This window comes from Listeria marthii (assembly GCF_014227425.1).
Taxonomy (GTDB): domain Bacteria; phylum Bacillota; class Bacilli; order Lactobacillales; family Listeriaceae; genus Listeria; species Listeria marthii.
In genome coordinates, this window is sequence record NZ_JAASWB010000002.1 from 235,117 (window position 1) to 260,342 (window position 25,226).

Below are 25,226 nucleotides of genomic sequence, written 5' to 3' on the forward strand. Positions count from 1 at the left end.
ATTATGACAACGAGTATCATCGAAAGAATTGATGCATGGGCAGAAAAGACACCGGATTTCCCTTGCTACGAATATGCCGGCACACGTCTTTCTTACAAAGAACTAAAACGGCAGTCGGATGCATTTGGCTCTTTTCTACTAAAAAATCTAAATACTGACAAAGAAAAACCTATTATCGTCTACGGACACATGTCTCCATTAATGCTAGTTGCATTTTTAGGCGCTATCAAATCAGGTCGAGCTTATGTTCCAGTAGATGTTTCTATGCCAGTTGAACGTATAGAACAAATTAAAAAAGCAGCTGATCCTTCTATGTTTATTTGCACAGAAGAATTACCAAGCAACCTTACAATTACTGGTTGCCCTGTGCTATCACAAGAACAACTAATGGACGCTTTAGAAAAACATTTTGAAGAAGTGCCAGATAAAGCTGAATGTGTAAAAAATGATGATAACTACTATATTATTTACACATCCGGAAGTACTGGAAATCCTAAAGGCGTTCAAATCAGCCAAAACAACCTAGTAAGCTTTAGCAACTGGATTTTACAAGACTTTTCGTTAAGACAAGGATTACGCTTCTTAAACCAAGCGCCATTCTCGTTTGACTTATCTGTGATGGATTTATATCCAAGCTTACTATCCGGTGGAACACTCGTACCGCTTGATAAAACAATTACTGCTAATATGAAAGATTTATACCGTGAAATTCCTGCGCAAAGCTTTGACGTATGGGTTTCCACTCCTTCTTTCGCAGACTTGTGTTTACTAGATGAGAACTTTAACCAAGAAAATAACCCTAGTTTGACTCGCTTCTTATTCTGCGGTGAAGTACTTGCTAAGAAAACAGCAACTGAACTACTTGATCGTTTCCCAGATGCAGTCATTTACAACACTTACGGCCCTACTGAAGCAACCGTTGCTGTAACGCAAGTAAAAGTAACTCGTGAGCTTATCGATGCTTATCCAAGCTTACCACTTGGCGTAATTAAACCAGATATGCGTTTACACATCGTAGACCAAGAAACTGGCGAAATTCTTCCAGATGGTGAAAAAGGAGAAATCATCCTAATCGGTGCTAGTGTTTCCAAAGGTTATTTAAATGAACCTGAAAAAACAGAGCAAGTATTCTTTGACTATAAAGGCTACCAAGCTTATCATACTGGAGATTCCGGTATTATCAAGGATGGTTACCTATTCTTCCAAGGACGCCTAGATTTCCAAATTAAACTTCACGGTTATCGAATCGAACTAGAAGATATTGAAAACAATCTTAAAAAAGTAAGTTACATTCAAAACTGCGCTATTATTCCTAAAATGAAAGACGAAAAGGTAGATATGTTGGTCGCTCAGGTCATCCCAACTGCCAATGATTTCGAAAAAGAATACCAGCTAAGTGCAGCTATCAAAAATGAACTCAAAGAATTTATGCCAGCATACATGATTCCAAGAAAATGGATTTATAAGACAGAGTTCCCGTTAACGATGAATGGCAAAATTGACCGCAAAGCGCTTAACAGCGAGGTTAACAAGTGAGTTTACCATACGGTACAATCCTTTATTTTGGTGTACTTGTACTATTTTTAATTCCTATCATAGTAGCTGGTTTGTTAGGAAAAAGACTACCAATTTATAATGCTTTTGTAACACTTGTATTTTTATACTTTATGTTCTCTGCAAGCCCAGTCCAAGGAGCTACTTTTATCTTCTTCGTCTTCTGGCAACTTGCACTTGTACGACTTTACTTCCATTACAGGCAGGAGAAAAAGCTGAATCACGGTGGCGTATTCGTCATTGCAGTAGTTCTCTCCATCCTTCCACTTGTCATTTCTAAAGTTGTTCCAATTTTAGGTGACAATGTAACAATGGTTGGTTTCCTAGGAATTTCGTACCTAACATTTAAAGCGGCGCAAATGATTATTGAAATACGCGATAACTTAATTAAACAGTATAACGCGTGGGATTTTGTTAACTTCTTACTATTCTTCCCAACTATTTCATCCGGACCGATTGACCGGTTCCGTCGCTTTAAAAAAGACATTGATAATCCGCCTAGCAAAGAAGCTTATGTGGCGTTATTAAATCGAGGAATATTCCTTATCTTCCTCGGATTTCTCTACAAATTCATTATCGCTTACTTAGTAAACAAACATTTTGTTGTTCCACTAGACATCGCGATTACACACAATGTAGATACAACAAAGAGTTTAATCGGTTATATGTATGCTTATAGTATGTACTTATTCTTTGACTTCGCAGGTTATAGTGCCTTCGCAGTTGGTGTTAGTTACCTGCTCGGCGTTCAAACACCGATGAACTTTAACAAACCATTTGCAGCGCGAAATATTAAAGAGTTCTGGAATCGTTGGCACATGACGCTTTCATTCTGGTTCCGTGATTATGTATTTATGCGTTTCGTATTATGGGTAACAAAAAAGAAATGGTTTAAAAGCAAGTTCACTGTTGCCTACCTAGCTTACTTCGTTAACTTTTTCATCATGGGTGTATGGCACGGACTTCACTGGTATTACATCGTTTATGGTCTATATCAAGCAACACTAATTGTCGGATTTGACCTAATCGAACGCTTCAACAAGAAACACAAATTCTATCCAAAAAACAAAATAACTTATGTAATCGGCGTTATCATTACATTCCAATTTGTTTGTTTCGGATTCCTGATTTTCTCAGGTATTTTAGATAAAATTAATTTTTAAAACTAACTAAAGGTGGTAATTTAAAATGGCTTTTCGCGAAAACGTATTAGAAATCTTAGAAGAAATTACAGAAACTGATGAAGTAGTACAAAATACAAACATCAAATTATTTGATGAAGGTTTGCTTGATTCTATGGCTACTGTTCAACTATTAATCGAAATTGAAGAAAAACTAGATATTACTGTTCCCGTTTCCGAATTTGACCGCGACGAATGGGCTACTCCTGAAATGATCATTACTCAACTTGAGGCGCTAAAATAATGAAAAAAAAGCTGTGGATGACATTTGGGCCTTTAATGGTCGCATTCGCGGTTTTCCTTTTCGTTCTATTCGGACCTAGCAGCTTATTCTCTCACGTTTCTTCTAAAACGGTAGAGGAAAGCGCTACGTCTATGAACGAATACGTCATCCAAGGCTTAGACATCCAGAAAGAAGCTTTAAAAGAAGGAAACTATTTACCAATTTATGGTTCATCAGAGCTTTCTCGTGTCGATTCATTTCATCCTAGCGTAGTATCAAAAAAATATGATCAGGGCTATACACCATTCTTACTTGGTCGTCCTGGTACACAATCATTAAGTCATTTCTTAGATGTAAATGCACTTGGTGATGATTTAAAAGGCAAAAAAGTAGCGGTAATCTTATCTCCGCAGTGGTTCCAACCTAAAGGCGTTTCTGATCCATCGTTTGGCGCTAACTTCTCCCCTCTTCATGCATACAAATTTGCACTTGAAGATACGAAAAACACGCCTGAACGTCGGTACGCTGCAAAACGTTTACTTACTTTCCAAGTGGTTCAAAGCGACTCTACATTAAAGAAATTACTTGAAAATATTGTTGCAAAAGGACCTAAAAAACCGCATGATCCAAAACTTCTAAAAGTTGCTGGAAATATCGAACTGAAAATCTTAGAACGTAAAGACGATTTAGAATCAAAATCTGTCTCTGGTTCTAAACAAGATCGCGTAGATAAGGGCCTAAAAGCTCTTCCAGATAATTTAGATTACAAACAACTTGACGATCTAGCGAAAGAAACTGGTGAGAAAAGTATTGGTGATAACCCATTCCAAGTGAAAGAACATTATTACCAGAAAAAAATCAAACCTATTGAAGGTGAACTAAAAGATAGTCGTAAAGATTTACGTTATGACCAATCTCCAGAGTTTGCTGATTTGCAACTACTTATGGATGCATTCAAAAAAGCTGGCGCAGATGTCATCTTCATTAATCCTCCTATCAACGGAAAATGGATTGATTACATTGGTATGAACAAACAAGGATTAGACGGTTATTACGCTAAAACAAAACAACAAATCGAGAGCCAAGGCTTCCGCTATTACTCTCTAGAAGAATATCAAAATGAAGCGTTCTTCTTAGAAGATCCGATTCATTTAAGCTGGCGCGGTTGGGTTAAAATCGACCAAGCACTGGCTGATTTCGTTAAAGAACCGGTCCAAACAAATTATAAACCAACACCAAAAGATTATTACTTTAAAGAACATCCAGAAGACGGACCAAAAAAAGACCAGAAGTAGTTTTAAACTACTTCTGGTTTTTTCTTTAGAATCCAATAATATGATAACCGCTATCGACGTGAATAACTTCGCCTGTAACGCCTCGAGATAAGTTACTGAATAAGTAGTAAGCTGTATCGCCAACTTCTTCCGCTTGTGTCGCACGTTTTAGTGGAGCTTTTTCTTCTATTAGTGAAATAGAGTCAGAGAAGCCGCTAACGCCACGAGCAGATACTGTTCTGATTGGTCCAGCTGAAATCGCATTTACACGCACACCGATCGCTCCAAGGTCCATAGCAAGGTATTTAACACTTGCATCAAGGGAAGCTTTCGCAACACCCATAATGTTATAGTTTTCTACTACACGTTCCCCACCAAGATAAGTTAGTGTTAATAGACTTGCATCTTCTGTTAACATTTCCAAGTGTTTTAACGCACGAGCAACCGCTGTAAACGAATAAGCACTAATTTCATGCGCTTGTAAGAAGCTTTTACGATCTACTTCTAAATAATCCCCAGTTAAAAAGTCTTTGTTAGCAAAAGCAATACAGTGTGCTAAGCCGCTAAGTTTACCAACTTTATTTTTAATTGTTTCAAATGTTTCTGTAATCGCTTCTTCACTTGATACATCACAAGCTAGAATAAGCGGGTTTTGATTTTCTTCGTTTAGTGAAGGTACTAGTTCTGTAATGCTTTTTTTCGCACGCTCATCGGCATATGTAAATACAAGTTTTGCCCCAGCTTCATTTAGTGAACGAGCGATTGCCCAAGCGATACTACGCTTATTAGCTACTCCCATTACAACATATGTTTTTCCCTCTAATGATAAATTCATGTTCTTTCCTCCTAAAATTGATGCGATTTGTTCGCTTCTTCCATTTTACATGACCAAATAACTTTTTAAAACACTTATTACTTCGATTTTTGAATTATCTCTTCCATATCTGCTGGTAAAGGCAGATCAAATGCCATATATTCTTCTGTCAAAGGATGGACTAAATGCAGATGACACGAGTGTAGTGCTTGTCTTTGCAGTAAAGTAGTATCCCCACCATACATATCATCGCCAATAAGCGGATGACCGATGTACGAGAAATGCACGCGAATTTGATGCGTCCGTCCAGTTTCCAGTTGAATGGCTACGTGATCAAACGCTCTGTAACGCTCGAGAACCGTGTAATTTGTTTTGGCATATTTTCCCTCAGGAGTAACAAAACGTTCCATTATGCTCACTTCTTTACGCCCTATTGGCGCTTCAATCGATCCCTCTTGTTCTGCTAAAACGCCACCTGTAAAAGCTTGATAGCGTCGTTTTAACAATCCTTGCTGTAAAAAGGTGCTGAGTCTAGCGTGGGCAAACCTATTTTTAGCAATTAGCATTAGTCCTGAAGTCTCACGATCAAGCCTCGTTACAATATGAATGGCACTCGTAAGGCCTTGCGCCTCATAATGCCCTTTGACAAAATTTGCGACTGATCCGTGTGGATGATACTGCGATGGAATCGAAGCCATTCCGGCCGGTTTGTTAATAATTAATAGAAAATCATCTTCAAAAACTATCTCCAACTCGGTATGCTCAGCAAGCAAACGTTCATTTTGTTGCTCTGTTGGAAACGTTAGTCTAACCTGATCGCCACTTTTGACGTGATAAAGTACATTTTGTTCGACATTATTTACTTCAATTTTTCCGTCTGCACTAAATTTCACAGCGGTTAATAATTGTTTAGAAATGTGCTTGCTCTTCAAAAAAGTCCGAAGTAAAAGCCCATTTTCTTCTGTTTCTACTTCCCATTCTAAAAACACATGCTTCCTCCTGCTAGCTTAATCTTCAATAAACGAATCGTGTACGCGACGCCAAAACGGAAATGATCTAAATCTGGCAAAATGAACTTTTTTGGCAGATACTTCATAACGGATTTCTTGTACTTCACGATGCAAAATGCTTAAATGATCCACCGAAATCTGGAAGTCTTTATCATTGACCGGCTGCAAACTAACGACATGATGCTTAGGAAAAACAAGCGGGCTACCAATTGTCCGGTAAACACGATTATTAATCGACGCCATCTCCGTTAACTGCATTGCTTCAATCGATGGATGCATCAACGCCCCACCAAGTGATTTATTGTATGCCGTTGTGCCACTAGGCGTTGACATACAAAGTCCATCACCGCGAAATCGTTCAAAATGAATATCATTAATGACTACATCAACAACAAACGGCCCGCCTGAACTTTTGACCGTAGATTCATTTAACGCTAAATACGTTGCTTCTTTTTTACCAATGCCATACTTCACGGTTGTTTTAAGAAGAGGATAGGAAACTTTCTGATATTCCCCTTTTGCCAAAAGTTGCACTAATTTCTCTGCCTCTGCTGGTCTCCAATCTGCATAAAAACCAAGATGCCCAGTATGAATCCCAATAAAGGCAATCTCATCCAAGCGCTCCTCATATTGATGAAACGCAGACAGGAAAGTTCCGTCTCCGCCAATAGAAATAACAATTTCAGGTTCTACCTCATCATATTCCATGTCATGTTCCCCAAAACCCGCGATCATATTTAGTCGCAGCAAATCAGACTTTTCGTCTCCTTTTGAAGTAATCATATATTTCATTATTTCTATTCGCCCCTATTCCTACAACTAGTTACTTATTTTTCTTTGGCATCACTTGATGTACCGCTTTTTTGTCCTTTGATGCATCTTTGTTTTGTGAAAAATAGACTTGCGCTTCTTGGATTTCTTCACGAATTTGCGACATTTCTTCATCTAATTGGAAAGCCGCCTCCGCAGCGCGTTTTAGTCGTTTATTGATTGCTTCTGGAAATTCACCTTGATACTTATAGTTTACCGAATGTTCAATCGTTGCCCAAAAATTCATCGCTAGCGTCCTAATTTGGATTTCAGCTAAAATTTTCTTTTCCCCTTGGATAGTTTCCACTGGGTATTCGATAACGACGTGATACGACCGATATCCACTGGGTTTCTTGTTGGTAATATAATCGCGTTCTTCTACAATTCGAAAATCATTCCGCTGCCTTAAAAGACGAACTACCACTTCAATATCATCTACAAATTGACACATCATTCTGAGTCCCGCAATATCCTGCATTTCTTCTACTAAATGATCTAGCGCAATATGTTTTTGATTAGCCTTGTCTAATATGCTCGCAACCGGCTTCACTCGACCTGTAACAAATTCAATTGGCGAATGATTATTTTCAAGCTCAAATTGTGAACGCATTCCTTTAAGTTTAATTTTAAGTTCTTCCACTGCCTGTTTGTAAGGCGCTAAAAAGTCTTCCCAATGATTCAAATCGCTCACCTCAAGTATATTCATGATTAAATTTATGCAACATCAGTTATATTTTAACACAAAAGCCGTTAATCCACCTTGCTTAAAGTAACCTTTTTTTCAATCCCATGTTAAAATAAAACCGAAGCCCTCAAACGATAATAAAAAGGATGATAAAAATGATTCTTACTTTACTTCAAAATGGCGATTACGAAACTGCGCGTACTCAGGCACTCAACGAACTAAAAAACAATCCAAAAAGCGCTGAACTTCATTATTTTGCCGCATGGGCACACGACGCGCTTGGCAAAGAAGATGCGGCAATCCCTTTTTACGAGAAAGCACTTGAACTTGGTCTTCCCGCCGCTGATCGTAAAGAAGCCTATATTGGCCTCGGCAGCACTTACCGCATTACAGGTCAAGCCGAGAAATCAAGCACCCTTTTCCAAAAAGCGCTGCAAGAATTCCCAGAGAACAATGCCTTACGCACTTTTTCGATTATGGCTAAGTATAATCAAGGGTTAGAAAAAGAAGCACTCCAAGAAACCTTGCTGTTACTAACAAATACTACAAACGACAAAGATATTTTAAGCTACAAAAAAGCGATTCAATTTTACGCACAAGATTTAGATGCAACATTTCATTAAAAGGAGCTGATTTTCCATGGTAAAAGAACTAGAAATCGAATTCCGTAATTTATTAACAAAAGAAGAATACGATACTCTAACAGAAAATTTCCGCGTGAAAGAAGAAGATTTTTTCGAGCAAACGAATTATTATTTAGATACAGCTGATTTCGGCTTAAAAGAACGTCATTCCGCGCTTCGTATTCGTCAGTTAGAATCGCAATATCAATTAACACTTAAAACCCCAGAATCGCGCGGCTTAATGGAAACAACACAAATCCTTGGTGCCGACCAAGCAACCGCGATTATTGCCGGAGCTAACATTCCAGTTGGCCCTGTTCGCGATACATTAAAAGAAATCGGCATCAACCATGAAGATTTACAAGTTTTCGGTTCGCTCAAAACAATCCGCGCTGAAAAAGACTATAAAAAAGGCTTGCTCGTTTTTGACAAGAACTTTTATGGTACGATATCTGATTTTGATTTAGAATATGAAGTGGCAGATTATGATAAAGGAAAAGAAATTTTTGATAAGTTACTGAAAGAATATCAAATAACTAATCAACCAGCCGAAAACAAAGTGGCAAGATTTTATCATCACGTATATGGAGATAATGAGTAAATTTGTACAAATTTGCAGTAAAATGACACAAAATCTTAAAAAACAGCGAATAAATATGTTAAGCCAATGACAATTATTTGTTAAATTTACATTACGCTGATAAAATAGATATGTAAGTTGCAAAACCCAATTTTGTATCAGCTTTTACTGAGCAGTGAATTATTTCTTTTCACACTGGTACATTGAAATGAGTATCTGTTTAAAGATATTTAGAATTTGAAAATCAGGTGATAGCAAATGATTAACCAAAATTTATATTATCAGTCAGTAGCAAATGCCAAGCCAATCGAAATTTATCTATTTTTCGATCCAGCTTGTGATGACTGTTGGAATATTGAAGCGAACATGCTCCGGTTACAAATGGAGTACGGGAACTATTTCAAATTGCGTTATGTTCTGCATAATAATTTGCAGACATTTGTTTGTAAACAAAAGCGCGCCGGAAATAGTAACCTAAGCTTAAAAGAACAACAAATAGGGGCGCACCTTTCCTATATTTCTTGTCTTGCAGTCAAAGCCGCTGAACTCCAAGGAAAAAAACAAGGCATTACATTTTTACGTAAGATTCAAGCAGCCTATTTCCTTGAAAATAAAGATATCGCTAGTGAAGAAGTACTTCATGATATTGCCATTTCCACCGGCCTAGATCTTCCAGAATTCAAAAAAGATTTAGCTTCTACTGTTGCGAAACGCGCTTATATCGGCGACCAAAAAGTAGCACAAGAAATGGAAATTCACGAAAATCCTACCGTAGTATTTTTCAATAAAAATATAGAAGATGCCGGATTAAAACTAAGTGGACTTCATCGTTATGAAGTTTATGTGCACGTTTTATCTGAGCTTTTAAATGATTCCCCAGAACCAGAAGCACGCCCTCAAATGGAAGAATATTTAGCCAAAGTAAAAGTAACTTCTTCCGCTTCGATGGCAGAATTTTATGGTGTTTCTGAACAACAAATCGAGCGCCAAATGAAAAAATGGCGTCTCCAACAAAAAGTAGAATTAATTGATGCTCCAGCTGGCCAGTCGCACTGGAAGTATATCGGTAACTTATAATAAAAAAAGTAGCAACCTATTTCCTAGGCTGCTACTTTTTTTATTACATATTTTCTAAGCGTTCGATCCGCGAACTAATTGGCGGATGTGAGTCGAAAAGACCCGGCTTATTTTTTTTAGACTTGAGTGGTGATGAAAAGTAAATTGATTCACTAGAAGCGCTAACTTCTTCCATTTTTTTCGAATCACCGCTAATTTTTTTCAATGCTTGGATAAGTCCATCTGGATTTCGTGTTAGTTCTACCGCGCTTGCATCAGCTAAATATTCCCGGTTACGGGATAGCGCAAATTGAATAGCTGTTGCAATAATTGGTGCCAAAATAACAAATATTAGCGCGACAATGTAGATAATCGCTTGCGCCCCGCCACTGTTATTGTTGTCACTTTTACGGTTATTTCTGCCGCCAGTTAGGCTTCCCCAGAAAATCATTCGCATTGCTATATCACTAAGAATCGCAATTACCGCCACAAGCGCAATAGCGATTGTTGATAACCGAATATCATAATTACGAATATGAGAAATTTCGTGCGCGATAACGCCTTCTAATTCATATCGTTCTAATTTATTTAGTAATCCTCTAGTGACAGCCACTGCTCCTTTTTCCGGAGAAATTCCTGTCGCAAAAGCGTTTGGACTTGCATCCTCAACAATATATACTTTGGGCATCGGAATACCAGCAACCATTGCCATGCTTTCAACGGTATCCCACAAAACTGGTGCTTGCTCTTTTGAGGTGACTTCCTTCGCATGGTTCATCGCCATAACAACTGACGAACTGCTCATCACCATAATCAAAATATAAAATACACCAATAACTGCTGCTAGTATAAGCCCATTCAGATAATTATTCCAAACAATAATACCTATAGCAGCACCAACCATAAGAACGAAAATGAAAAAGCCAAGAATGATAAAAACAGTTTTTCGCTTATTTGCTGCAATTTGTTCGAATAGCATAATTTTCGCTCTCCTTCATGGCTTAAAACTCTACTTTTGGTGCAACGCGCTCTACTTCTGGAATAGAAAGCATGTCACGTTCTGTAAAGTTATGCAGTTTTGCAACGATGTTAGTTGGTACTGATTGTACTTTTGTGTTATAAGTCATTACGGTTGTGTTATAAAGCTGGCGAGAATAAGCCACTTTGTTTTCCGTAGTAGTTAATTCATGTTGTAATTCAATGAAAGAAGTATTTGCTTTTAAGTCTGGATAAGCTTCCCCTAATGCAAAAATAGATTTAAGTGCTCCACTTAGCATATTGTCTGCTTCGATTTGTCCTTGAAGGTTGTCAGCAGGAACTTCCATCATTTTGTTACGAGCTTCAATTACTTGTGTCAATGTTTCTTTTTCATGTTTTGCATACCCTTTAACTGTTTCAACTAAATTTGGAATTAAGTCAAATCTACGTTTTAATTGTACGTCAATTTGTGCCCAAGTTTCATCCACACGGTTACGGTATTTTACAAGGCTGTTGTATAGTCCGAAATAAATCAATACTAAAATAACAACAACAGCGATAGCAATAATCCATCCTATCATAATTAATCTCCTCCTTCATATGTACTAACCCCATTATACCTTACTTAGGGAGTACACGACAATCCTACTGCAGCATGAGATTTTATTTTTTCTTTCGCATAAAATAAAACGGCTTCACAGGTTTGTCTACTGGCATTTTAATTGTCATCATTGCATTGGGCGCACGGTCAATTTCCTCACCATGTTCATTCCAAAGTACTTCTACGACTTGCTTAAATCCAGTATCTCCTGGGCCATAAAATTCAATTTCTTCCCCTACACCAAAATTATTTCGTTGTTGTAAAGTAGCGATTTTTGTTTCCTCATCATATTCCAGCACTTGCGCCGCAAAAGCATATTGAGGAATTTTCCGCGTTTTCCCGAATAATTGCTCGTCTTCGGTTGGTTCTTTATAGAAAAAGCCTGTAGACAATTCGCGTTGTGCAACTTTCCATAATTCTTCTTCCCAAGCCGGGTCAAACACATAGTTCTCAGGGTCCGCGCAATAAGCATCGACTGCGCGACGATAGACACTTGCAACCGTTGAAACATAATGAATCGACTTCATTCGTCCTTCGATTTTCAAGCTATCTACGCCAGCATCGACCATATCTGGAATATATTTAATCATCGATAAATCGACCGCACTCATCGAAAATGGTTCTTCATCGGTATCAACTAAATTTTTCGAAACACCATTATCAATTTCAAATAAATCATATTTCCAACGACAACTTTGCGCACATCCTCCGCGGTTCGCATCACGGTTCGCCATATGATTCGATAACGTACAACGGCCGGAATAAGAAATACACATTGCACCGTGAATGAAAGCTTCCATTTCAACATCGGTTTTTTCGCCAATTTCTTGAATTTCTTGCATGCTAACTTCACGTGCAAGCACAACTCGTTCAAGACCTTGCTTCTTCCAAAATTCTAAAGTTTTATAGTTAGTTGCCGAAGCTTGTGTGGATAAGTGGACTGGTAAACCTGGTGCATCTTGGAAACAAATGCTAATTAAGGCTGGATCAGAAACGATTACTGCGTCAATGCCAATATCGCGAAGTGTCCGGAAAAATTCACCAGCACCTTCTGTATCACCAGCATGCGCAACCATATTCGCTGCCACATATACTTTCGCATTTCGTTCGTGCGCAAAAGCAATACCTTGTTCCATTTCTTCATAACTAAAATTTCCTGCACGTGACCGAAGCCCGAAAGCTTGTCCACCAATATATACAGCGTCCGCACCATAGCGAATCGCAATTTTTAATTTTTCTAAGTTACCAGCTGGAGCTAGCACTTCTGGTTTTTTTAATACTTTACTCATTATGCTATTCCCCCTACTTCACATCATCCGGATTTTTCAAGTAAAATCCAGCGTCTAAATTTCTAGTTTTAGGTTGTAATTCCGTTAATTTATTCACAAAATACTCCGCAACAAATTGGCCTTCTATAACGGCTTCTTTCGCCTCAACGAGCAAAGCTGCAATTTGGACGAAATTATCCGATTCTGCAAGAACGCCATCGAGTTTCCACGTTTTTAAACCAGCTTCATATAAATCAGCCAAATACGGCACAAGCGAAACATCCTCAGAAGCAAAAATATGCGTTCCAGACTCGTCTTCATAGATTGGCAATTGGCTTGTTTCATCATTAGGTTCACGTAAATAAAGCCCGCGTTCCTTCGATGTATCATCTTCCATTTCAACAATACGTTGATAGTTTGTTACTAGTCTACGTTTGGATTGATGGATGCAAGTAGGCCCGTAAACAAGTACTTCTACAGGAATAGTGAGGCTTTTCGCAATAGCTTTAATTTCGCCTTCTGTTAATTCTCTTGCAAGTACTGCTCCGACCGCTCCTTGTTGTTCCCAAAACGAAATTTGTTCTGCGCTAGTTACAAATGTTTGGGCATCGTAAATAAATGGGATTGGTTGAGCCATTTCACTTAAAAGCATAATTGCACCTGGATCGCCGCATGCTACCGCGTCCACTTTCATATCTGCAAGTTGCTCTAAAAAGCCCGGCAACCCTTCCATATGTTCGTTGTGCATTAACGAATTTACTGCTACAGTTACTTTTTTCCCTTCTTGGTGCGCTAAATGAACTATTTCACGTAATTCTTCGACAGAAAACGAATACGGCAATCTTAAACCAAATTGGCTATTACCTACGTATAATCTGTCTACCCCCGCGCGAAGCAATTGTTCAGCTTGTTTCATTGAATCTGCTGTCGCAATGATTTCCATGTTTTTCTCCTCATTTCTACAAAAACGTTACTTGATAAATGTATCACAAGAAGACTTGTTACTCAATAAGAATTTTGGCACAAAAAAGAGACTAGCCTAAGTAACTAATCTCTAATCTATTTTATCTTCTTTTGTTAGTTTAAATAAATTCAGTAATGGTCGATACGAGCTTCCTACCAGCCCAAGTGTCTCAATCATAACTTCAATTAAAACAAGCAGTACGGCGATTAAAATCATCGAGCCCCAAAGTGTCGACATCGTGAAAATAAATGCGAATAAAGAAAACAATGCCGCAATCGCATAAATCAAAATAACGGTTTGACGATGCGTAAAGCCAAGTCGTAATAAACAATGATGTAAATGCGATTTATCAGCCATCGCGATTGGTTGTTTCGTTACCATACGGCGGATAATTGCAAAAAGTGTATCAGAAATCGGTACTCCTAAGATTAAAATCGGTACAATTAAAGAAATAAACGTGACATTTTTGAATCCCATCACAGATAAAACGGAAATAATAAAACCTAAGAAAAGTGCTCCCGTGTCCCCCATGAAAATTTTGGCAGGATTAAAGTTATACGGTAGAAATCCAAGTGTCCCAGCGATTAGTACGCTTGCTATCATAATAACAAGTGCATCGCCCATGATAAATGCCATTCCTAAAATTGTCAGTAAAGCAATTGTCGAAACACCAGCAGCAAGACCGTCCAGTCCATCGATTAAATTAATAGCATTCGTAATCGCTACAATCCAAATGATCGTTAGTGGAATGCTTAATATTCCAAAATGAATTTCTCCACCGAATGGTAAGTTGATAAAGTCGATGCTAAGATTGCCCCAAAATACAATAATAAAGGCAGCGGCGATTTGGCCAATTAATTTATATCTTGCTTTAAATTCCATAATATCATCTAATAATCCAGTCAAAACCATGACAAATGCCGCAATCAACAGCGGCCATAAGAATTCGTTTTCAATTGGAAGTAAAAACATTCCGATAGCGAAACTAATGAAGATTGCTAGTCCACCCAAGCTCGGAATTGGCTTAACATTAATGCGACGTTGATCTGGTTTATCTGTAATATCAAAGTAAAGTGCTATTTTTCGAATTAGCGGTGTAAGTAGTACGGACGCGCCAAAACATATAAAAATAATCATCCAGCTCATGGCTAGTCCTCCCCGCAAATTTTTTACTCATCTCATTATACTTTTTTATTTGCAAAAAGACAACGAAAATCATTAAGCAAAAAAAGCTTGAAGCGCACGCATGCTACCTCAAGCTTTTAATTTATTGTTTAATCCTAGCTACAAATTGAAATCTACTACCTACATACTGGGAACGAGTAAATTCAAATGGTCGACCGTCTTCTAATGTTGTAATTTGTCTGAGTTTCATAACCGGTGATCCGAGTTTTACATCAAGATATGGCGCAATTTTTTCTGATACTAAAGAAGCCTCCATAATTTGTTCTGCTTCTCCAATTGTTTGACCAAGTTTTAATTCAATCGCTTTATAAAGGGAATCCATTATGTCTTCCTTTGTTAGCAGTGAAGCAATTTTTTCTGGAATGGCAGCAACTTCATAAAGAATTGGCACGCGATCGCCGTAACGAATCCGCTCAATTTTCATTACATTACTGTTTTCTGGTAGTTGTAAAGCCTCTTGTTCTTGCGTACTTGCCGGACGAATACCGTACGCTACGATTCGCGTCGAAGGAACTTTGCCCTCTTGTAACATCAAATTCGTAAAACTCGTAACCGCTTCTAGTCGTTCCGTTAATTTCTTTTCCGCAATAAAAGTACCAGCACCAACACGTCTTTGCAAAATGTTATCATCAACAAGGCCTTGAATAGCTTGTCTTACAGTCATTCGGCTGACATGAAACATTTCCGCAAGTTGACGTTCAGCTGGAATCGATGTGCCAACTTTCCAGACGCCATCTTCCATTTTCTTTTTAATTTCACTTTGAATCTGAATGTAAATCGGTATTCCTGATTGTTTATCGATCATTTTCCCGCCCTCTTCTTATAGAAGTGACGCCGCCTCGTTGTCAAGAATCACGGTAACATCTGGATGATTTTGAAGAACAGAAGCAGGACAATTCACATCTACAGGTCCTTTAATAGTTTCTTTGATTGCTTGTGCTTTGTTTTCACCAAAAGCAAGTAGGATAATTTTCTTCGCATTCATGATTGATTTAATTCCCATAGAATAAGCATGTGTTGGAACATCTTCTTCTCTTTCGAAAAAGCGTTTGTTTGCTTCACGAGTAGAATCTGTTAAAACGACTTTATGTGTTAACGAATCAAAAGAAGTTCCTGGTTCGTTAAAACCGATGTGGCCATTTGTTCCAATTCCAAGCACTTGAATATCAATTGGGTGCTCAGATAAAATTTCTTCATAACGTGCGCATTCTGCTTCTGCATCTGTCGCTTCTCCGTTTGGTAAGAAACTTTCTTTAAATGCTTTTTTAGAGAATAACAAGTCGTTCATATAGTAATGATAACTGTTTGGGTCGTTTGCTGCAAGACCTACATATTCATCTAGGTTCGTTGTTGTTACATTTTTAGTGTCAACATCACTTTTTACAAGCTCAGCATAAAGTGTTTCTGGTGTGCTTCCTGTTGCTAGGCCAAGTGTGTTTACTTCGCCTGATGTAATGCCTTTTTCGATAATTTCTAACGCTTTTTTGGAACCTGCTAATTTATTTTCTGTTGTGATAAGTTGCATATTAATATCTTCCTCTCAAGAATGTTTTTTTCCGAATGAATATGTTGCTGTAATGTGTAAATCTTCGTCTAGTAAGTTGAAATCTGCATCCTTACCAGCCTCAATTGTGCCTTTTTGTGTTAAATTAAATTCGCGTGCTTGGTTTCCAGAAGACATAAGAACTGCTTCTTCAACTGAGCATCCTGTGAATTTAATCATGTTGCGGAAACCGTCGTCGTAAGTAAGTACACTTCCGGCTAAAGTTCCATCTTCTAAACGAGCTTGTTTATCTTTTACGATAACTGTTTGGCCGCCAAGTTCGGATTTTCCTTCTGGCATACCTTTTGCTCGCATGGAGTCAGTGATAATGCATAAATGTTCTGGCCCTTTCATTTGATAGGCTAATTTCACCATATCAGGATGAACGTGAATACCATCAACAATTAGTTCTGCATTAATGCCTCGTTCTAGTAAAACGTGACCTGGAACGCCTGGCTCGCGGTGTGTCATACGATGACATGCATTATATAAATGTGTCGCATGTGTCGCTTTACTTGTTTTCAAGTGTTCGCGCACATCGTTGGAGTGACCAATACTTGGAACAACTCCTAGTTCGAAACACAAATTTTCAAAATCAGCAGAAGTATCATGTTCTGGCGCGTATGTTACTAATTTAATTAAGCCACCAGAAATATCAAACCATTTTTTGAAAAGTTCCAAGTCAGGTGCTTGGATGTATTCTTCTGGTTGCGCTCCTTTAAAGACTTTGGAAACAAATGGGCCTTCCAAATGAATTCCGCCAATAACAGGTTCTGTTTGCGCGACTTCGTTAATCACTTTTAGCGCTTTTTCGATATTTTCGTGTGATTGCGTCATCGTTGTTGGGAAGTAAGTAGTAATCCCTTCATTTAACATACCATTTACTTGTTTTCTAAGTGCGTCTGGATCCGCATCCATTGCGTCAAAACTATAACCACCATGTGAATGAACATCAATGAAACCTGGAACAAGTTTTTGTCCTTTTGCATCGATTACTTCTTCCGCTTTGTCCGCTTGAAAATTAGCCATTGAGCCAACTTCTAAAATTTGTTTATCAAAACGTACGAAAGCATTTTCTAGAACACCTTTACCAGTATAAATTGTAGCGTTAGTAATTACTTTGTTAGTCATTACAATTTGCCTCCTCATTAAATCGGTCTATACCAATTATTATAGCATGTATCTATTAAAATGCAACTTATCTTTTCCTCTTTACCCAAAAAAAAGTAAAATAACCAAAAAAATGGTGAACGCATTAAAAAAGCGCAGAATATTAATTCTGCGCTTACGGTTTTATTTATCTGTTTCGTTCTCTTCTTCTTTTTTCTCTAGTTCTGGAATCAGTACTTCTTTGTCTTCTTTTGGTTGTTCTTTTGCTGCTTCTTTTTCAAGTTCATTTAATTGATCTTCCATCGAAGCTTTTTCTGGTTTTTTGAAATTTTGTTTTTCGCGTTCGATAATTTCATCTACCATTGTAGTAAAGTTTTGTGCTTTATCTTTGATGATTTCTTTACTTTTCTTTGTTTTCTTTTCAAGTTCATCCATTAAGTCATCGAATGATTGAGATAGTTCTTTGTTCATGTCGGCTTTTTTCTCTGCTTCTTCCGCTAAGTCACGTTGTTTTTGCGCTTCATGATAGTCGCTAACGCTGCCCCAGCTCATATCATGGATAACTTTATCCATTTTTTCGGATGTTTCAGTTGCATTTTTTTCAGCCATTTCAGCTAAATGTTGTGTTTTAAGGTTTTTCCATTTTAAGCGCATTTCGTGCATGCGTAGTTCTAATTTGTCTAGTTGTTCGGACGCTTGGTCATAGTGTCCTTTCGTAGCTTCTAATTGTTCTTCGTATTGAGCTACTTCTTCTAAAGCGAACTCAGCTAGTTTTGTTTCGCCAGCTTCTTTAGCAATTTCTGCTTGGCGACGACGTTTTTCAACATAAACTTCCATTTCTTTATATTCTTTATAGAAAAGAGATTTTAGTTCGCGTTGTTTTTCTACCATGCGTTCTGCGTCTTTCATTTCTTGTTTTGTTTTATCCATATAGTAACTTACTGAATTACGACGTTTTTCTTCACGTTTCTCGATTTTTTCACTAACTTCTTTATTCCATTGTTTCATTTTTTCAAAAAGGTTTGCCATTTTTTTCTCCTCCAATTATTTATTGTATGGGTAGTCGAATACGTCATCATTTTTTCTTGGTTTATTTTTATTTCTAGTTAGGAAGTAAATGATTGCTCCGATAATTGCAACAACCAAAATTCCTTTTAAGTTAGCTAGAATTATTAAGGCACCCACGCCGATTAGAACACCATAAATAACTTTTTCGCTTACAGATCTTGCTTCAAGTAATTTCTTTAGTGACCAAAAGCCGAGTACTGCGCCAATAGTTGCCATGATTGCTGGCCATAAGACGATAAGTATCATCGCTATTAGTAAAACGATTAATATGCCAAGGAATATTGCTCTCATGCGTCTACCTCCTAACTTCCAAATGTCGCTGATATATTTTCTTTTATTACTGTACCTATCATAACGCTATGTATCAAGTATAATAACCCGCTGTAGAAGGAAATTCACCTACAACTTGAGCCCTATTGTCTAACTACAGGATAACATATATCTACTATAATAAGCAGTTTTTTACAAACAAAAAACAGCTTGCTTCCTGCACAACGCAAGATACAAACTGCTTTTCGTTTATTTTACTTTTTCTTCATATTGAATAGAAGAAACGCCACCTTCTGAAATCATGTTGTTCTCTTCCAGCTCTGTTTCTGAAATTTCTTTGTCCGCATAACGTGTTCGAATATCATTTACCTCATCAAAAGGCGTAGGTGGCTGCTGTTTTTTCACTACGTAAATTGCTGCGCAGGTTAGAACTCCAGCGACGGCTCCGGCAATAATCCCTACTTTATTTTTCACACTATCAACCTCCTCTTGAAATCCACTATTTTATTCCCTAAAAAACGACCAATAAAACAAAAACGAGCTTGAAAAATTCAAACTCGTTACGAATTATAATCCTGAAAAAGTGCTTTTAGGTTTACGAACAAAACAAAGAATTGCTGCGACAATCAGTAGTATCGCAGGAATAAAAGTAATCAGTGCCGTTGAAAGTAGCGATACAATACCTGCTGCTAAGAATAAATATCCCGCAAAGGCTGGCTTTTTATTTTTCATTATGTAATAAATACCAAATCCGCCAAGAGCAAGCGTAATCAGTCCACCTGTTAATGTTGTCCAAGATAATGTTTGGACGAAATTTAGCACACGGTCAGGGTCAGGAATTTCACTTTTTGGAATTTCCCGTTCTGTCATTGTTTGGTAGTAATTATTGTAAAATGTCGCTAAACCATCTTTTCCTTTTGAACCACTTGTCATTAAAAGACCTATAATAGCAATAGCTGCTTGTGTAAGTACACTAAAAATAAGACCTATAATAGCGAGTACTATCTCACCAGTTCGTTTAATCATGTAAAAATGCCTCCGTTTCTTCGCTTATTTTTCCAGTATACTATATGTTTTCATGAGAATAAACTATTAAATTGTTAGAAAAAGAAGACCAATCGTGCGTTTTCCTTTAAAAAAATGTATAATTTGTTCATAACGAAATTTAAAGGGGCGTAAAATAATGCTAAAGCGCGTGTTCTTCTCCATTATCTTACCATTAGGCTGTTTAGTTGGAGCTATATTTATTTTACTAACGATTAACACGTCATATCCAAAAGCAGCCAACGATTCCATTCCGACCATTTTTATTCATGGTTATCGCGGGACAGACCGTTCGCTTCATGGAATGATACGTCGCTTTGATCAAAAGTATGATTGGGGTACGGAATCATTAACGGTTAATGTAAGCCCAGATGGCGATATTTCTACTACTGGAACTTATAATAAAAATGAAAAAAATCCACTTATCAACATTGTTTTTGAAGATAATCGGGCGACGCTCCCCCAACAATCCATGTGGACAAAAAAAGTCATGTCTTATTTACAACAAAATTATGGAATTAAAAAATTCAATGCAATTGGTCACTCGATGGGTGGTGGCGCTTGGGTGGCGTATTTAGCAAGTTATGAAAAAAATAAATCTTATCCACAAGTAAACAAAATTGTTTTCCTTGCCGTGCCATTTTATCCGGAAGAATACGTTAATGGTGATCAGCAAGTGGATATTAAAAATGCCAATAATGTTCATGCAAAATTTGCTGAAAAAATGGCGAAAGTTTTACCCGATAATACAGAAATTATGATTATTGGTGGTAATCTGGAAGATGGCTCGAATAGTGATGGTGAAGTAAAATTAGATAGCGTCTTATATGGCGAGAAATTATTTGCACATCAAAAAGTAATTACACACGTCATCAAAGGACCGCAAGCAACGCACAGTAGCATGCATGAGTCTACTGTCGTTGATAAGTATGTTGGCCAATTTTTATGGGGAGAGAAATAAATATTAAAGGATGTTTCGAATGAAAAAAGTTATAATTGCCATTATCGTTTTAGCCATTATTGTTGCTGGCTTCTGGATAATTTTCCTTCAATTTGAACCGACTAAAAAAGCAGCCAAAGAACCTACTATAACAGCGAATAAAACAACGAAAAAAACAGTCAATCCTGTTTCTGAAATTGCTATCCCTACACTTTTTGTCCATGGCTATTCTGGAACCGCGAATTCATTTGGTGGAATGATTGATCGTCTTGCCGATGAGGGCGATGTGACTAAATCACTCGTAATGACCGTAGCCGCTGATGGAACAGTAAGTACAGACGGAAACTACGATAAATTTAGTAATAACCCAACAATTCAAGTCGTTTTTGAAGATAACAAGAGCTCAATGGATAATCAAGCACAGTGGATTCAAAATGTGATGAAAGAGCTGAAGAATAATTATCACATTGAGAAAGTATACGCAGTCGGTCATTCCATGGGTGGCGTTAGTTTAACAAGTTATATTGAAAAAGTCGGCAGCGACAAAGCTTATCCTATTCTTGAAAAACTAGTGTTAATCGGCTCCCCGCTCAATGGATTAGTTATTGGGGATGATGGTGTTACGGCGTACGACCTTACAGATAAAGGACCCAAACAATCCACCGACCGTTATAGCGAATTTATGAAAAACAAACAAAAAATCCCTACTCATTTACGTGTGCTGAATATTGCAGGTGATACTTTAGATGGAACGAAAAGTGACGGCAGTGTTTCTGTCGCAAGTGCCTTATCTGGTAAATTCATTTTTGAAGGCCAAGCAGAGAGTTATCAAGAAAAAACCTTCACTGGAAAAAATGCCGCTCACAGTAAACTCCACGAAAATACAGACGTCGATGCGGAAGTAGCCGACTTTTTATGGGGTAAAGAAAAAGTAGATTAAGCATATGCCTAATCTACTTTTTTCTTGCGTCCAAATATCGTACGTTTCTTTAAATCATCTGCATTTCTTACTTCCAAAATATCTAGCAGGAATACGAAGACTGGAATTCCTACAATGAGCCCCCACACCCCGAAGAATGTTTCTGAGAATATTAAAATAATGAATGTGTAAAATACAGGTAAATTGGTTTTCGATGACATTAGTTTTGGATTTAAAATGTACGTTTCAATTGCGTGGACGATAACAACCGTAATTAAAATATAAACAACATCTTGGAATCCACCGACAGTATAAGCGATAAGTACTAGCGGAATACAGGAAATAATTACACCCGCAACAGGAATCAGTCCTAAAACAAATACCATAATCGATAAACTAAGCAACTGCGGAAAATCCATCAAATACAGCGCTATCGTGGTGATAACCGTATTTACTAGCGCAATCATTAGTTGTGCCTCTAAAACAACACCGAAAGTCGCCACAAATTTCTTTCCGAAAAATGCTGCTTCTTTAAAAATAAAACCAACTTTACTCGTCATAAATTGTCCGGTAAAGGAAGTCACGCGTTCTTTTTCCAAGGAGAAAAACAAGCTAAGGATTAGCGCTAAAAAGAAAGATAATCCAACCGAGCCAATGCCTGAAAGTGATGCAATAATAAAATCAACGCCGGCTTGTAAGTACTTTTGAATGTTAGATTCTTTTAAAAACCCAACGATCCATTGCACAATCGTGTTATCACTAGGATTATTATAAATTTTTACAAGTGAATCTACTAACTGGGAGATTTGATCAATTAAAATTGGTAAAAAATGTACAATCGCGATGTATAAAAATATCGCAACTAACGAATACAAGACTATTACAATTAATTTTCGTGGTATTCGTATTCTTTTTAAAATAACGTTCTCTAATCGTGTCACTAAAAATGCAAAAATGAAAGTTAGTAATATTAAATCAATCATGCTTCTGAGTAAATATAAAACGATACCCAGCAGGATAAACACCAGCACCCGTCTCGCCGTGTCATTTTCTTTTAGTTTCTCTAACCAATTCATTTCGTCACCTGCCCTTTTCTTTCTCCATTTTATCACAACTTAGTAAAATAAGGTTTACAAAAAATCATTTCTTCTGTAAAATAGAACCAATCATCCTACCTTTAGAAATGGAGTGACAACATGGTAGAAAAAATTGAACGGAAATCACTTACGGAACAAGTTTACGATCAAATAAAGGCAGAAATCACGAACGGCACTTGGAAAATTGGCGAACGTATTCCGAAAGAAGCTGACTTGATGGCAGAGTTTGGTATCAGTCGCAACACGCTACGTGAAGCCATTCGTGCATTGGCGCATATTGGTTTGCTAGAAACAAAGCAAGGCGATGGCACTTTTGTTCGAAATAATAGTGAGCTACATGCGATTATGCAAAAACGTGTTCGCGAATCGTCTGTTCAGGAAATCCTTGAAATTCGACATGCGCTTGACCGGGAAGCCGTTATTTTAGCTTGCGAACGACGTACAAAAGAAGATTTAGCGACAATGGAAAAATATCGCCAGCTTTGTCATGTAGCGAATGAAAACAATGATGTGGCGGCTTTTGTCAAAGCTGATTCAGCCCTTCATTTAGCTATTGTAAAGGCAGCTCATAACGATTTGTTGATAGATATGTATGGAAATATTTTAGAAGAAATACAGTTTTCGATTACAAGTACGACGGAAATGGAACCAGCAGCAAATCAACACGGTGGGCATGCGGCGCTTGTATCAGCAATCGAAAAACGAAACAAAGAACAAGCAGCAAATGAAGTTACAGAGTATATTACTCTTTTCAAACGAATTGCTGCCAAGAATGGAGAAAATAAATGAACTCAGATTTAACCAATAAAAAAATCCTTACGCGTTCAAGTAAGGCGATGCTTATTATAGGAATTATTTTAATTGCGGCGAATTTACGGACGCCTATCACGTCTGTTGGTCCGTTACTTGGAATGATTCAAACCGATTTACATTTAACGAATACGATGGCTGGGTTGCTAACGACAATTCCGTTGCTTGCATTTGCGGGGTTATCACCGTTTGTTTCGAAGTTAAGCCGGGCACTTGGGATCGAAGTATTAATTTTTGTGGCTCTTTTGACGCTGGTGATTGGTAGCTTGGTGCGTCCATTTGGTGGCGAACTTAATTTGTTCGCTGGGACGTTTCTAATTGGGCTTGCCATTGCGGTCGGGAATGTTATTTTGCCTAGTTTGATTAAGAAGGAATTTCCATTTAAATTGGGATTGATGACTGGGATTTACTCGATTTCGATGAATTTATGTGCGACACTTGCGGCTGGTTTAACAGTTCCAATCGCAATGAATAATCGTTTTAGCTGGCATGGAAGTATGGTTTTCTGGGCAATGCTTGCAGTTTTGGCGTTAGTTATTTGGCTGCCACAGTTGAAATTTAATCAACGTAGCACAGAGAAAGTTGCGACACATTTGGTTACTACTTCGGTTTGGAAATCGCCACTTGCTTGGAAGATTTCATTATTTATGGGTTCGCAGTCGGCGATTTATTATATTTCGATTGCTTGGTTGCCGAATATTTTGGCTGACCAAGGATTATCTAGTACTTCTAGTGGTCTGATGCTTTCCTTGATGCAATTTGCGGTTATGCCAATTACGTTTATTATTCCGATTATCGCTGGGCGGATGAAAAATCAGCAGCTTCTTGTTGGAATTTCGGTTTCGTTATTTTTGATTGGGATTTTGGGAATTATGTTTGCTTCTGGTAATGTGGCGATTTTATCTACTGCGATTATTTTATATGGGATTGGTTCGGGGATGTCGTTTAGTCTTTCGATGATGTTCTTTAATTTGCGAACAACAAGCGCGACCGAATCAGCGGATTTATCTGGAATGGCGCAATCAATTGGTTACTTGTTTGCTGCTTCTGGTCCGATATTATTTGGTACACTACACGATACGCTCGGCAGTTGGCAACCGACCTTGTATGTTTTAATCGGTATTACGCTAATTATGTTGTATTGCGGCCTAGATGCTGGACGCAATAAATTCCTTTTCCCGCCGAAAAAGTGATTTTTACGCACAAAAAAACTAGTGCGGAAAAAGGGAGTAAACCGCACTAGCTAAAAGGGAGTTTGGGATTTTCATTCTAAAAAGGGAAAGAAATGAAAATGTTTTGCTTGTTGTTAGCTTATACATATAATAACTTTTCTAAAAAAGAATGTGCTGAAAGAAAGATGATAATTTCATGAGAGTTTAAAAAAGTTTTTCTCAGTTTCTTTCTCTTAGTCTTTCCAGCTTTTCCGCAATTCGTTTTTTCATTTCGTCCGTTTCTTGGGGGTGTTGTACTATTTCATTTGTATCTGAAATAGTGACAACATCCCCTTCTTTTATGCCTGAATCGAGCTTTTCTTGGTCTATGAGCCATTCTTTGTGGTCAGATTCCATGAGAAAAACTGCTTTTCCATCTTCTATCCGATCTAAAATTGCTTTTTTCAC

The 25,226-nt window shown here is 37.7% G+C and carries 29 protein-coding genes; 11 read left to right on the top strand and 18 right to left on the bottom strand.

Translation table 11 applies throughout. From position 1 onward, the window contains the following. The first annotated feature begins 3 nt into the window (after positions 1-3). The 4 genes from dltA to dltD are packed head-to-tail and all read left to right on the top strand — an operon-like array spanning position 4 to position 4,253. Entirely contained in the window at positions 4-1,536 is a 1,533-nt protein-coding gene (gene dltA, locus HCJ55_RS03935; RefSeq protein ID WP_185502662.1) for a D-alanine--poly(phosphoribitol) ligase subunit DltA, read from the top strand. Further along, the gene (gene dltB, locus HCJ55_RS03940; RefSeq protein ID WP_185502521.1) at positions 1,533-2,717 is read left to right on the top strand and encodes a D-alanyl-lipoteichoic acid biosynthesis protein DltB; all 1,185 of its coding nucleotides are present in this window, start codon (positions 1,533-1,535) and stop codon (positions 2,715-2,717) included. The genes dltA and dltB overlap by 4 nt, the downstream gene beginning before the upstream one ends. 25 nt (positions 2,718-2,742) lie before the next feature. After that, on the top strand, positions 2,743-2,979 hold the full coding sequence (gene dltC, locus HCJ55_RS03945) for a D-alanine--poly(phosphoribitol) ligase subunit DltC (protein WP_003722794.1): 237 nt from the start codon (positions 2,743-2,745) through the stop codon (positions 2,977-2,979). Then, on the top strand, positions 2,979-4,253 hold the full coding sequence (dltD, locus tag HCJ55_RS03950; RefSeq protein WP_008947354.1) for a D-alanyl-lipoteichoic acid biosynthesis protein DltD: 1,275 nt from the start codon (positions 2,979-2,981) through the stop codon (positions 4,251-4,253). Before dltC ends, dltD begins: the two co-directional genes overlap by 1 nt. Before the next feature lie 25 nt (positions 4,254-4,278). Here the strand turns inward: dltD and fabI are convergent, their stop codons facing one another. The 4 genes from fabI to yjbM all read right to left on the bottom strand — a co-directional run bounded on the left by fabI (position 4,279) and on the right by yjbM (position 7,548). Then, entirely contained in the window at positions 4,279-5,067 is a 789-nt protein-coding gene (gene fabI, locus HCJ55_RS03955) for an enoyl-ACP reductase FabI (RefSeq protein WP_185502520.1), read from the bottom strand. Between the two features lie 77 nt (positions 5,068-5,144). Continuing rightward, positions 5,145-6,035: an RluA family pseudouridine synthase gene (locus HCJ55_RS03960; RefSeq protein ID WP_185517118.1), complete on the bottom strand. Its 891-nt coding sequence runs from the start codon at positions 6,033-6,035 to the stop codon at positions 5,145-5,147. Positions 6,036-6,053: 18 nt separating this feature from the next. Then, positions 6,054-6,848 (bottom strand): NAD kinase, encoded by a 795-nt coding sequence (locus tag HCJ55_RS03965; protein ID WP_185502519.1) that lies wholly within the window; start codon positions 6,846-6,848, stop codon positions 6,054-6,056. Positions 6,849-6,879: 31 nt separating this feature from the next. Next, positions 6,880-7,548, bottom strand: a complete 669-nt coding sequence (gene yjbM / locus HCJ55_RS03970) for a GTP diphosphokinase (protein WP_008947349.1) — start codon at positions 7,546-7,548, stop codon at positions 6,880-6,882. Between the two features lie 158 nt (positions 7,549-7,706). Here yjbM and HCJ55_RS03975 point away from each other — a divergent pair, with 158 nt between their 5' ends. From HCJ55_RS03975 to yjbH, 3 genes are all read left to right on the top strand, one after another. After that, positions 7,707-8,174 carry a tetratricopeptide repeat protein gene (locus HCJ55_RS03975; RefSeq protein ID WP_185517120.1) on the top strand — a complete coding sequence of 156 codons (468 nt, stop codon included), beginning with the start codon at positions 7,707-7,709 and terminating at the stop codon, positions 8,172-8,174. Positions 8,175-8,190: 16 nt separating this feature from the next. Further along, positions 8,191-8,775, top strand: coding sequence for a CYTH domain-containing protein (locus HCJ55_RS03980; protein WP_185502517.1), 585 nt, complete (start codon positions 8,191-8,193; stop codon positions 8,773-8,775). Between the two features lie 237 nt (positions 8,776-9,012). Beyond that, positions 9,013-9,831: a protease adaptor protein YjbH gene (gene yjbH, locus HCJ55_RS03985; RefSeq protein ID WP_008947347.1), complete on the top strand. Its 819-nt coding sequence runs from the start codon at positions 9,013-9,015 to the stop codon at positions 9,829-9,831. Between the two features lie 43 nt (positions 9,832-9,874). On the opposite strand, the gene htpX is transcribed toward yjbH, so the two are convergent. From htpX to HCJ55_RS04045, 12 genes are all read right to left on the bottom strand, one after another. Then, positions 9,875-10,789 carry a zinc metalloprotease HtpX gene (htpX, locus tag HCJ55_RS03990; RefSeq protein ID WP_008947346.1) on the bottom strand — a complete coding sequence of 305 codons (915 nt, stop codon included), beginning with the start codon at positions 10,787-10,789 and terminating at the stop codon, positions 9,875-9,877. Positions 10,790-10,811: 22 nt separating this feature from the next. After that, positions 10,812-11,369: a LemA family protein gene (locus HCJ55_RS03995; RefSeq protein ID WP_185517122.1), complete on the bottom strand. Its 558-nt coding sequence runs from the start codon at positions 11,367-11,369 to the stop codon at positions 10,812-10,814. Positions 11,370-11,451: 82 nt separating this feature from the next. Continuing rightward, the gene (locus tag HCJ55_RS04000) at positions 11,452-12,678 is read right to left on the bottom strand and encodes a peptidase U32 family protein (protein WP_185517124.1); all 1,227 of its coding nucleotides are present in this window, start codon (positions 12,676-12,678) and stop codon (positions 11,452-11,454) included. Positions 12,679-12,691: 13 nt separating this feature from the next. Further along, positions 12,692-13,600, bottom strand: a complete 909-nt coding sequence (locus HCJ55_RS04005; RefSeq protein WP_008947343.1) for a peptidase U32 family protein — start codon at positions 13,598-13,600, stop codon at positions 12,692-12,694. A 111-nt stretch (positions 13,601-13,711) separates the two neighbouring features. Next, positions 13,712-14,767, bottom strand: coding sequence for a glycosyltransferase family 4 protein (locus tag HCJ55_RS04010; protein WP_185503765.1), 1,056 nt, complete (start codon positions 14,765-14,767; stop codon positions 13,712-13,714). A 121-nt stretch (positions 14,768-14,888) separates the two neighbouring features. Further along, entirely contained in the window at positions 14,889-15,611 is a 723-nt protein-coding gene (locus HCJ55_RS04015; RefSeq protein ID WP_008947341.1) for a GntR family transcriptional regulator, read from the bottom strand. A gap of 15 nt (positions 15,612-15,626) precedes the next feature. Beyond that, positions 15,627-16,331, bottom strand: a complete 705-nt coding sequence (nagB, locus tag HCJ55_RS04020; protein WP_069892045.1) for a glucosamine-6-phosphate deaminase — start codon at positions 16,329-16,331, stop codon at positions 15,627-15,629. Positions 16,332-16,346: 15 nt separating this feature from the next. After that, the gene (gene nagA / locus HCJ55_RS04025) at positions 16,347-17,480 is read right to left on the bottom strand and encodes an N-acetylglucosamine-6-phosphate deacetylase (protein WP_185517125.1); all 1,134 of its coding nucleotides are present in this window, start codon (positions 17,478-17,480) and stop codon (positions 16,347-16,349) included. 162 nt (positions 17,481-17,642) lie between these two features. After that, the gene (locus tag HCJ55_RS04030) at positions 17,643-18,488 is read right to left on the bottom strand and encodes a PspA/IM30 family protein (protein ID WP_185503766.1); all 846 of its coding nucleotides are present in this window, start codon (positions 18,486-18,488) and stop codon (positions 17,643-17,645) included. 15 nt (positions 18,489-18,503) lie between these two features. After that, positions 18,504-18,818, bottom strand: a complete 315-nt coding sequence (locus HCJ55_RS04035; protein ID WP_008947337.1) for a lmo0954 family membrane protein — start codon at positions 18,816-18,818, stop codon at positions 18,504-18,506. 228 nt (positions 18,819-19,046) lie between these two features. Further along, positions 19,047-19,271, bottom strand: a complete 225-nt coding sequence (locus HCJ55_RS04040) for a hypothetical protein (protein WP_008947336.1) — start codon at positions 19,269-19,271, stop codon at positions 19,047-19,049. 93 nt (positions 19,272-19,364) lie between these two features. Continuing rightward, positions 19,365-19,823 (bottom strand): DUF4064 domain-containing protein, encoded by a 459-nt coding sequence (locus HCJ55_RS04045; RefSeq protein ID WP_008947335.1) that lies wholly within the window; start codon positions 19,821-19,823, stop codon positions 19,365-19,367. Positions 19,824-19,980: 157 nt separating this feature from the next. Between HCJ55_RS04045 and HCJ55_RS04050 the strand changes: the two genes are divergently transcribed. Both HCJ55_RS04050 and HCJ55_RS04055 read left to right on the top strand, forming a co-directional pair. Further along, positions 19,981-20,802, top strand: coding sequence for an alpha/beta hydrolase (locus HCJ55_RS04050; protein WP_185502512.1), 822 nt, complete (start codon positions 19,981-19,983; stop codon positions 20,800-20,802). 19 nt (positions 20,803-20,821) lie between these two features. Next, the gene (locus HCJ55_RS04055) at positions 20,822-21,721 is read left to right on the top strand and encodes an alpha/beta hydrolase (protein WP_185517127.1); all 900 of its coding nucleotides are present in this window, start codon (positions 20,822-20,824) and stop codon (positions 21,719-21,721) included. Positions 21,722-21,729: 8 nt separating this feature from the next. On the opposite strand, the gene HCJ55_RS04060 is transcribed toward HCJ55_RS04055, so the two are convergent. Next, on the bottom strand, positions 21,730-22,776 hold the full coding sequence (locus HCJ55_RS04060; RefSeq protein WP_008947332.1) for an AI-2E family transporter: 1,047 nt from the start codon (positions 22,774-22,776) through the stop codon (positions 21,730-21,732). Positions 22,777-22,896: 120 nt separating this feature from the next. Between HCJ55_RS04060 and HCJ55_RS04065 the strand changes: the two genes are divergently transcribed. Beyond that, complete coding sequence (locus tag HCJ55_RS04065; protein ID WP_185517129.1) at positions 22,897-23,586, top strand: FadR/GntR family transcriptional regulator; 690 nt, start codon at positions 22,897-22,899, stop codon at positions 23,584-23,586. Continuing rightward, complete coding sequence (locus HCJ55_RS04070) at positions 23,583-24,800, top strand: CynX/NimT family MFS transporter (RefSeq protein WP_185517131.1); 1,218 nt, start codon at positions 23,583-23,585, stop codon at positions 24,798-24,800. The genes HCJ55_RS04065 and HCJ55_RS04070 overlap by 4 nt, the downstream gene beginning before the upstream one ends. A gap of 198 nt (positions 24,801-24,998) precedes the next feature. Here the strand turns inward: HCJ55_RS04070 and HCJ55_RS04075 are convergent, their stop codons facing one another. After that, the gene (locus HCJ55_RS04075; protein ID WP_185517132.1) at positions 24,999-25,226 is read right to left on the bottom strand and encodes a DUF3006 domain-containing protein; all 228 of its coding nucleotides are present in this window, start codon (positions 25,224-25,226) and stop codon (positions 24,999-25,001) included.

Bases quoted from the DNA above. Each gene is read 5' to 3' on its own strand.
- HCJ55_RS04030 (WP_185503766.1), bottom strand. From the start codon at position 18,488: ATGGCAAACCTTTTTGAAAAAATGAAACAATGGAATAAAGAAGTTAGT.
- HCJ55_RS03980 (WP_185502517.1), top strand. From the start codon at position 8,191: ATGGTAAAAGAACTAGAAATCGAATTCCGTAATTTATTAACAAAAGAA.
- dltC (WP_003722794.1), top strand. From the start codon at position 2,743: ATGGCTTTTCGCGAAAACGTATTAGAAATCTTAGAAGAAATTACAGAA.
- HCJ55_RS03995 (WP_185517122.1), bottom strand. From the start codon at position 11,369: ATGATAGGATGGATTATTGCTATCGCTGTTGTTGTTATTTTAGTATTG.
- htpX (WP_008947346.1), bottom strand. From the start codon at position 10,789: ATGCTATTCGAACAAATTGCAGCAAATAAGCGAAAAACTGTTTTTATC.
- fabI (WP_185502520.1), bottom strand. From the start codon at position 5,067: ATGAATTTATCATTAGAGGGAAAAACATATGTTGTAATGGGAGTAGCT.
- HCJ55_RS04050 (WP_185502512.1), top strand. From the start codon at position 19,981: ATGCTAAAGCGCGTGTTCTTCTCCATTATCTTACCATTAGGCTGTTTA.
- HCJ55_RS04005 (WP_008947343.1), bottom strand. From the start codon at position 13,600: ATGGAAATCATTGCGACAGCAGATTCAATGAAACAAGCTGAACAATTG.
- HCJ55_RS04060 (WP_008947332.1), bottom strand. From the start codon at position 22,776: ATGAATTGGTTAGAGAAACTAAAAGAAAATGACACGGCGAGACGGGTG.
- HCJ55_RS03965 (WP_185502519.1), bottom strand. From the start codon at position 6,848: ATGAAATATATGATTACTTCAAAAGGAGACGAAAAGTCTGATTTGCTG.
- HCJ55_RS04045 (WP_008947335.1), bottom strand. From the start codon at position 19,823: ATGATTAAACGAACTGGTGAGATAGTACTCGCTATTATAGGTCTTATT.
- HCJ55_RS04000 (WP_185517124.1), bottom strand. From the start codon at position 12,678: ATGAGTAAAGTATTAAAAAAACCAGAAGTGCTAGCTCCAGCTGGTAAC.
- nagB (WP_069892045.1), bottom strand. From the start codon at position 16,331: ATGCAACTTATCACAACAGAAAATAAATTAGCAGGTTCCAAAAAAGCG.
- yjbH (WP_008947347.1), top strand. From the start codon at position 9,013: ATGATTAACCAAAATTTATATTATCAGTCAGTAGCAAATGCCAAGCCA.
- nagA (WP_185517125.1), bottom strand. From the start codon at position 17,480: ATGACTAACAAAGTAATTACTAACGCTACAATTTATACTGGTAAAGGT.
- HCJ55_RS04010 (WP_185503765.1), bottom strand. From the start codon at position 14,767: ATGAGCTGGATGATTATTTTTATATGTTTTGGCGCGTCCGTACTACTT.
- HCJ55_RS04065 (WP_185517129.1), top strand. From the start codon at position 22,897: ATGGTAGAAAAAATTGAACGGAAATCACTTACGGAACAAGTTTACGAT.
- HCJ55_RS04015 (WP_008947341.1), bottom strand. From the start codon at position 15,611: ATGATCGATAAACAATCAGGAATACCGATTTACATTCAGATTCAAAGT.
- HCJ55_RS04055 (WP_185517127.1), top strand. From the start codon at position 20,822: ATGAAAAAAGTTATAATTGCCATTATCGTTTTAGCCATTATTGTTGCT.
- HCJ55_RS04070 (WP_185517131.1), top strand. From the start codon at position 23,583: ATGAACTCAGATTTAACCAATAAAAAAATCCTTACGCGTTCAAGTAAG.
- dltA (WP_185502662.1), top strand. From the start codon at position 4: ATGACAACGAGTATCATCGAAAGAATTGATGCATGGGCAGAAAAGACA.
- HCJ55_RS04035 (WP_008947337.1), bottom strand. From the start codon at position 18,818: ATGAGAGCAATATTCCTTGGCATATTAATCGTTTTACTAATAGCGATG.
- dltD (WP_008947354.1), top strand. From the start codon at position 2,979: ATGAAAAAAAAGCTGTGGATGACATTTGGGCCTTTAATGGTCGCATTC.
- HCJ55_RS03975 (WP_185517120.1), top strand. From the start codon at position 7,707: ATGATTCTTACTTTACTTCAAAATGGCGATTACGAAACTGCGCGTACT.